Annotated in this window: 5 protein-coding genes and 1 pseudogene; 5 read left to right on the top strand and 1 reads right to left on the bottom strand. The window is 56.7% G+C overall.

Annotation, left to right across the window (positions count from 1 at the left end):
• Window positions 1–3,179: response regulator (locus Q7T06_RS08995; RefSeq protein WP_304783723.1), on the top strand; the 3,179-nt coding region annotated here is incomplete at its 5' end.
• A 59-nt stretch (window positions 3,180–3,238) separates the two neighbouring features.
• On the opposite strand, the gene Q7T06_RS08990 is transcribed toward Q7T06_RS08995, so the two are convergent.
• A complete protein-coding gene (locus Q7T06_RS08990; RefSeq protein WP_304783720.1) occupies window positions 3,239–4,726 on the bottom strand; it encodes a deoxyribodipyrimidine photo-lyase in 1,488 nt (495 codons plus the stop codon).
• A 108-nt stretch (window positions 4,727–4,834) separates the two neighbouring features.
• On the opposite strand from Q7T06_RS08990, the gene Q7T06_RS08985 reads away from it, so the two are divergent.
• From Q7T06_RS08985 to pyrB, 4 genes and pseudogenes are all read left to right on the top strand, one after another.
• Window positions 4,835–5,500, top strand: coding sequence for a YqgE/AlgH family protein (locus Q7T06_RS08985; protein WP_304783717.1), 666 nt, complete (start codon window positions 4,835–4,837; stop codon window positions 5,498–5,500).
• Window positions 5,501–5,515: 15 nt separating this feature from the next.
• Window positions 5,516–5,905, top strand: a complete 390-nt coding sequence (gene ruvX, locus Q7T06_RS08980; RefSeq protein ID WP_304783713.1) for a Holliday junction resolvase RuvX — start codon at window positions 5,516–5,518, stop codon at window positions 5,903–5,905.
• On the top strand, window positions 5,886–6,398 hold the full coding sequence (pyrR, locus tag Q7T06_RS08975) for a bifunctional pyr operon transcriptional regulator/uracil phosphoribosyltransferase PyrR (protein WP_304783709.1): 513 nt from the start codon (window positions 5,886–5,888) through the stop codon (window positions 6,396–6,398). The genes ruvX and pyrR overlap by 20 nt, the downstream gene beginning before the upstream one ends.
• Window positions 6,391–6,509, top strand: a pseudogene (pyrB, locus tag Q7T06_RS08970) (aspartate carbamoyltransferase catalytic subunit); the annotation flags it as partial. The gene pyrR and the pseudogene pyrB, both read left to right, overlap by 8 nt.

Below are 6,509 nucleotides of genomic sequence, written 5' to 3'. Positions count from 1 at the left end.
GCGATGAAGAACTGGCCCAGTTCCATACCTTCAATGCAACGGCAGAGCCGGCTGCGGATGTCGACCAGACGCCTGCGGCAAATGAACTCGATCATTTGAAGATAGATGCATGGGACGCAGCCAGCACAGTTTTACCGGTTGCCCATGTGATCGATTTCCCCGGCAATCCGTCAGCTGCGAGCAAGCCGGATGACAATGTCAAATACATAGGTGATCTGGAAATCAGCCTGCCGCTGCACAATATTTATCTGGCGGAAACCGATGAGCTGGTGCGCCTGTTGTCGCAGGATATCGCCGAATGGCGTCACGAGCCCGAGCGTCACGTCAATATCCTGGCGGTACATGCTGCGCATTCGCTGGCCGGAAGTTCTGCCACTGTCGGCTTCAAGCCCTTGCAGCAAATTGCCTATGCGCTGGAAGCCGTGTTGCAGTATCTGGCAAGGAATCCGGTCAAGCTGCTGATATCGGAATACGATGCGCTGGAACATGGCGTGGAACGCATACGCTTCATGCTGCAGATGTTTGCGCTGGGTGAAATGCCTGATTTCGAACCGGAGCAGGCGGACATACTGGAGCGGATGATTGAAGACTTTGAATTCCGCGCCGACCCACGACCAGAGCAGCCGGTATTCGATGCGCCTGTCGTGCCGGAGGCAGCGCCTGAGGTGTCGCCTGCAGCGAACAATGTCGTCGATATTTCAAAGGCCGCCGCAACCGAGCCGCTACATGTGGCCGCCGAAGTCGAGCCGGCCCTGTTTGAAGAGCCGGTCTATCCGAAGGATAACGAAGAGCTTGCCGATCCTGCGCTGGCGATCAAGGATGAGATCGACGCCGACCTGTTGCCGGTTTTTATAGAAGAAGGCAGCGATATGTTGCCGCAGATGGGGCAGGCATTGCGGGCATGGCAGCATGCGCTGGGCGATGCCGCATTGCCGCAATCCATCTTGCGGATACTGCATACAGTCAAAGGCAGTGCGCGCATGGCCGGTGCGATGTTGCTGGGCCAGCATATGCACGAGATGGAAACGCGCATAGAAAACATTACGCATGCCGGCTATCCTTCCGCCGCCGCGGTGGAAGATTTGCTGGCGCGGCATGATCATGGCTTGCATTTGTTCGAGCAGTTGCAAAATCCGGATGCGCCGGCACAGCAATCTTTCGAGGCAGCGCATGCCGACAAGGAAAGCACCGCCACGCCTGCAGAATTGCCGGTCGTAACCAGCCTGATGCCAGTGACGGAAAAGCGCACGGTAGCGGCGGCAACAGGTGCATCGACTGCGGTGGCCTCAGCTGCGCCGGTGCCACTGGTGCGTGTGCGCGCCGATATTCTCGACCGCCTGGTCAATCAGGCAGGTGAGGTATCGATCTCGCGTTCCAAGCTGGAAACGGAAGTCGGAACCTTGCGTTTATCCATGGGCGAGTTGTCTGAAAACGTGTCGCGTTTGCGCGAGCAATTGCGTGAAATCGAAATGCAGGCCGAATCGCAGATCAGTTCGAACATGGGCGCATCGGCCGAGCGCGAGTTTGATCCGCTCGAATTCGATCGCTTTACCCGCCTGCAGGAATTGACGCGGATGATGGCTGAAAGCGTCAATGACGTCGGCTCGGTGCAGCAAAATCTGAGTCGCACCATCGACAGTGCCAGCACCGATCTGGTGACTCAGGGGCGTTTGACACGCGACTTGCAGCAGGATTTGATGCGCGTACGCATGGTGCAGTTTGCCAGCATCTCCGAACGTTTGTATCGTGTCACGCGCCAGGCGGCGAAGGAAACCGACAAGCGCGTCAATCTCGATATACGCGGTAGCGCAGTCGAGGTCGATCGCAGCGTGCTGGAAAAAATGGCCGGGCCGTTTGAACATCTGCTGCGCAATGCCATCGTGCACGGCATAGAATCACGCGAAAAACGGCGTGCCGCCGGCAAGAATGAAACCGGCGAATTGCGGGTTGAAATCCGCCAGGAAGGTAATGAAGTCGTCATCCATTTTTCCGATGACGGCCAGGGCCTGAACCTGAACAATATCCGCAACAAGGCGCTGGAAAACGGCTTGCTGGCGATGGATGACAATTTGTCCGATGCGGAAGTCACCGATCTGATTTTCCATCCCGGTTTTTCGACTGCGGAAGAAATTACCGAGCTGGCAGGACGCGGCATAGGCATGGATGTGGTGCGTTCGGAAGCGGCATCGCTGGGCGGTCGCGTCGCGATTTCGTCAGAGCCGGGCAAGGGTGCGCAATTCACGATACATCTGCCCTTGACGCTGGCCGTGACGCAAGTCGTGATTCTTTCGACTGGTGGCAAAACCTACGCGGTTCCATCGGTGCTGGTTGAGCAGGTGCAGCAATTGAAGAATGGCCCGCTGGCGATTGCCTACAATGAAGGCGCGGTCATGTGGCAATCGCAACGCGTGCCCATGTACTATCTGTCGGCCTTGCTCGGCGACACCGATATCACGCCGGTGGCGCAGCAATATTCGCCGTTGATGATCTTGAAGAGCGGCAATGACAGGGTGGCCTTGCACGTCGATGAAATCCTCGGCAATCGCGAAGTCGTGGTCAAGAACATCGGGCCGCAATTGTCGCGCATGATAGGCATAGCCGGCGCCACGGTACTTGGTTCAGGTGAAATTGTATTGATCCTGAATCCGGTGCCGCTGGCACAACGTGCGGCGCATGAAAACATACGCGCACCGCGCCTGACGCCATCGAATGTGCCGGATGACATGGGCGCAGTCGCCGAAATGGCAACCTTCGAGCCGGTTGCCCGTCGCGTCGATCCGGTGCAGGGTTTGCGCACCCAGCATATCGTGATGGTGGTCGATGATTCGCTGACGGTGCGACGCGTGACGCAGCGCCTGTTGACGCGCGAAGGCTATCAGGTGGTGCTGGCCAAGGATGGCATCGATGCACTGGAACATTTGCAATCGGTCACGCCGGATGTGATGCTGGTCGATATTGAAATGCCGCGCATGGATGGCTTCGATCTGACGCGCAATATCCGCGGTGATGAACGCACGCGCGATATTCCTATCATCATGATTACGTCGCGCACCGCCAGCAAGCATCGCAATTACGCGATGGAGCTGGGCGTGAATGAGTATCTGGGCAAGCCATATCAGGAAGATGCCTTGCTCAAGCTGATAGAGGGTTTCATCAAGAAGGAAGCCACCCTCGGTTAATGTCTTGCCATTCGTAAAAAATCCCGCATGTGTGCGGGATTTTTTTTGCGTGCTGCGTTTTAATCCTGTGCATCATGCGTGGCCACTTTTTTGACGACCGCATAGCGTTGCAAGGTAAGTGCACGGGCGTCTTCATGCTGCAGCAGCGGTGCTGGATAATTCTTGCCGAGTTCGATATTGGCCATTTTCAATTCCAGTGCCGGTGCACGCCACGGCGCATGGATATGCTTGTTCGATAATTTTGCCAGCTGCGGCAGATAGCGGCGTATGAATTTTCCTTCCGCATCGAACTTTTCCGACTGCGTGATCGGATTGAAGATGCGGAAATAGGGCTGTGCGTCGCAACCTGAAGAAGATGCCCATTGCCAGCCGCCGTTATTGGCGGAAAGATCGAAATCATTCAGTTTTTCGGCGAAATAATGTTCGCCCCAGCGCCAGTCTATGCCCAGATCCTTGATCAGGAATGATGACGTCACCATGCGCAGGCGGTTATGCATGTAGCCGGTTTGATTGAGTTGCGCCATCGCTGCATCCACCAATGGATAACCGGTGAGTCCTGCGCACCAAGCCTGGAACAGGGTTTGCGCATGCGCGCCGCTTTCCCAGACGATGGCATCGTAATCCGGCTTGAACGCACGCTCGGTCACATGCGGATGATGAAACAGGATCGTGAAATAAAAGTCGCGCCATATCAGTTCCGCCAGCCAGACTGCCGCACCGCTGCCGCCAGTGCCGGCGCGCATGGCGTCCAGCGCCCGCCGCACCAGCGCGCGTATGGACACCGTGCCGAAGCGCAAGTGTACGGATAGATAGGACGGGCCCTTGATGGCAGGGAAATCGCGCGTCTGATCGTAGCGCTGCATGCGGTCGGCAAAAGCGTCCAGCAATTCCTGCCCGCCATGCATGCCGGTCGGGATATTCAATTCAGTCAGATTGGTTTTTTCAAAACCCAGCTCTGCCAGCGAGGGGATAGCCGCAGTATTTGCCGGCAAAGGTGCGAAGTGCGCGCTATGGGCATCGATTTCATAAGGCTGCAGGTAAGCCTCATCCGGTCCTGCATGCAGTTTCTTCAGCCAGGCGTTCTTGTATGGCGTGAATACCGAAAACGGCTTTTCCGCCAGTGTCAGCACTTCACTTTTTTCAAAGATCACCTGATCCTTGTAACTGTGCAGCGTACGCCCCGCACTGTGCAGGGCGGTGGCGACCCTGGCATCGCGTTCTATTGCTTGCGGTTCGTAGTCATGATGGGCAAATACTGCATCTACGCCCAGTTCGGCAGCCAGTGCAGGGATCGCCTGTTCGGCCCACGCGTGCCGCACGATCAAGCCGCCGCCCATTGTGCGCAAGGCTTGATCCAGTTCCAGCAGGCTGGCATGGATGAATTCGATGCGGCGGTCTGCCCTGGGCAAGGCATCCAGAATTGCCCGGTCGAAAATGAATGCACAGTAGACCTGACGGCTTTGCGTCAGTGCGTGGTGCAGTGCTGCATGGTCGAAACTGCGCAGATCGCGGCGGAACCAAACCAGGGTCTTGTCAAATTGGGGCATGAGTGGGCGCTATGCAGGGAAATGGGGAAAGCCAGAGAATGCAGGAAAAATAGCTTCCATGGGTAGTTTGGGACAGAAAATTCAGCCAAAACTGCTAAAATACCGCCTATGTCGAAGCAACGTAAGACCAGCAAATCCCCCCATGATCCCGGTTCACCCTGGGACTCCCTCGATTTTTCCGCTGCACCTGAGCAAGCTGCGCGCAATGAACTGCATCTGGCTGACCATTTCCTGATCGCGATGCCTTCGATGCTGGACCCGGTTTTCGGCGGCACGGTAGTCTACCTGTGCGAACATAATGCAAACGGTGCACTGGGCGTGATCATCAACAAGCCTACCGATATGACGGTTGATGTTTTGCTCAATCGCATAGACTTGAAGCTGGAAATCGCACCGGATCTGGTGCCGCTGGAAAAAACGCCTGTGATGTACGGCGGCCCGGTACAAGCCGATCGCGGTTTTGTGTTGCATGCGCCTATGGGCGATTTTTCATCGACGCTGCCGGTTACCGGCGAAATCGCACTCACGACCTCGAAGGACATACTCGAGGCAGTCGCACTCGGCACGGGGCCGCAACGCATGCTGGTCAGCCTGGGTTGCGCCGGCTGGGGCGCCGGCCAGCTTGAAGATGAAATCATCCGCAACGGCTGGCTGACGGTGCGTGCCGATTCCACTATCCTGTTCGATCTGCCGCTGGAGCAGCGCTTTGTTGCGGCGATCAAATTGCTGGGCATAGATCCGATGATGCTGAGCGCCGAGGCCGGTCATGCATGATGGCAGGGCGCGCTAGTGGGAACCGTACTGGGTTTCGACTTTGGCTTGAAGCGCATCGGCGTTGCAGTAGGCAATACCTTATTGAAGCAGGCGCAGCCGCTGACGATCATCAGCGCCGCCACCAACGAAGCAAAATTTGCGGCGATCGCCGAGCTGGTGCGGCAATGGGAGCCAAGCCTGTGCATCGTCGGCTTGCCGCGCCATCCGGATGGCGCGGAACATGAAATGACGGTGCGTTGCCGTCGCTTCGCGAATCAACTGCATGGACGTTTTGACGTGGCAACGGTGCTGGTGGATGAGCGTTATTCATCCGCAGTGATTTCTCATCAACGCGGCGATCTGATCGACGATCAGGCGGCCGCTATCATCTTGCAACAATATTTCAATGACCATACCCAATCCTGAACTCGACGCCGAAGCCTTGTACCAAGTGCTGGCGAAGCAAGTGAAATCCGGCCTGGCAAACGCCGAGAATGTGGCGATAGTCGGCATCCATTCGGGCGGTGCATGGCTGGCAGAGCGCCTAGCAGCGGAACTGCAATTGACCGAGAGGCTGGGCTTCATAGACGTGTCTTTCTATCGCGACGACTTCGCGGAAAAAGGCTTGCGTCCCGATGTCAAGCCGACGCAGATACCATTCGATGTCGATGGCGCGACCATCCTGCTGGTCGATGATGTGCTCTACACTGGCCGCACTACGCGTGCTGCGATCAATGAATTGTTCGACTACGGCCGTCCGGCGCGCATCATGCTGGCAGCGCTGGCCGATCGCGGCGGCCGCGAGTTGCCTATCGCTGCCGATTTTGTCGCGCAAACAGTTTCCATTCCCGACCAGCAGTCGCTGGTACTTCAACGGGCCGATGACGGCCGCTTTTCCCTGACGGTGGATCATGCTTAATCCGCAACTGAATAAAAACGGTGAGTTGCAACATCTGCTCACGATAGAAGGACTGCCAAAGTCCAACATCATCCACATACTGGATACCGCTTCATCGTTTGTCAGTATCGG

It is taken from the genome of Herminiimonas sp. (genome assembly GCF_030645555.1).
Lineage (GTDB): Bacteria > Pseudomonadota > Gammaproteobacteria > Burkholderiales > Burkholderiaceae_D > Oxalicibacterium.
Note: the sequence above shows the minus strand (reverse complement) of the source record. Positions and strands in the feature narration are given on the sequence as shown.

What these genes read in the sequence shown, in the direction of transcription:
- Q7T06_RS08985 (WP_304783717.1), top strand. Translation starts at nt 4,835, where the DNA reads ATGTCGAAGCAACGTAAGACCAGCAAATCCCCCCATGATCCCGGTTCA.
- Q7T06_RS08990 (WP_304783720.1), bottom strand. Translation starts at nt 4,726, where the DNA reads ATGCCCCAATTTGACAAGACCCTGGTTTGGTTCCGCCGCGATCTGCGC.
- pyrR (WP_304783709.1), top strand. Translation starts at nt 5,886, where the DNA reads ATGACCATACCCAATCCTGAACTCGACGCCGAAGCCTTGTACCAAGTG.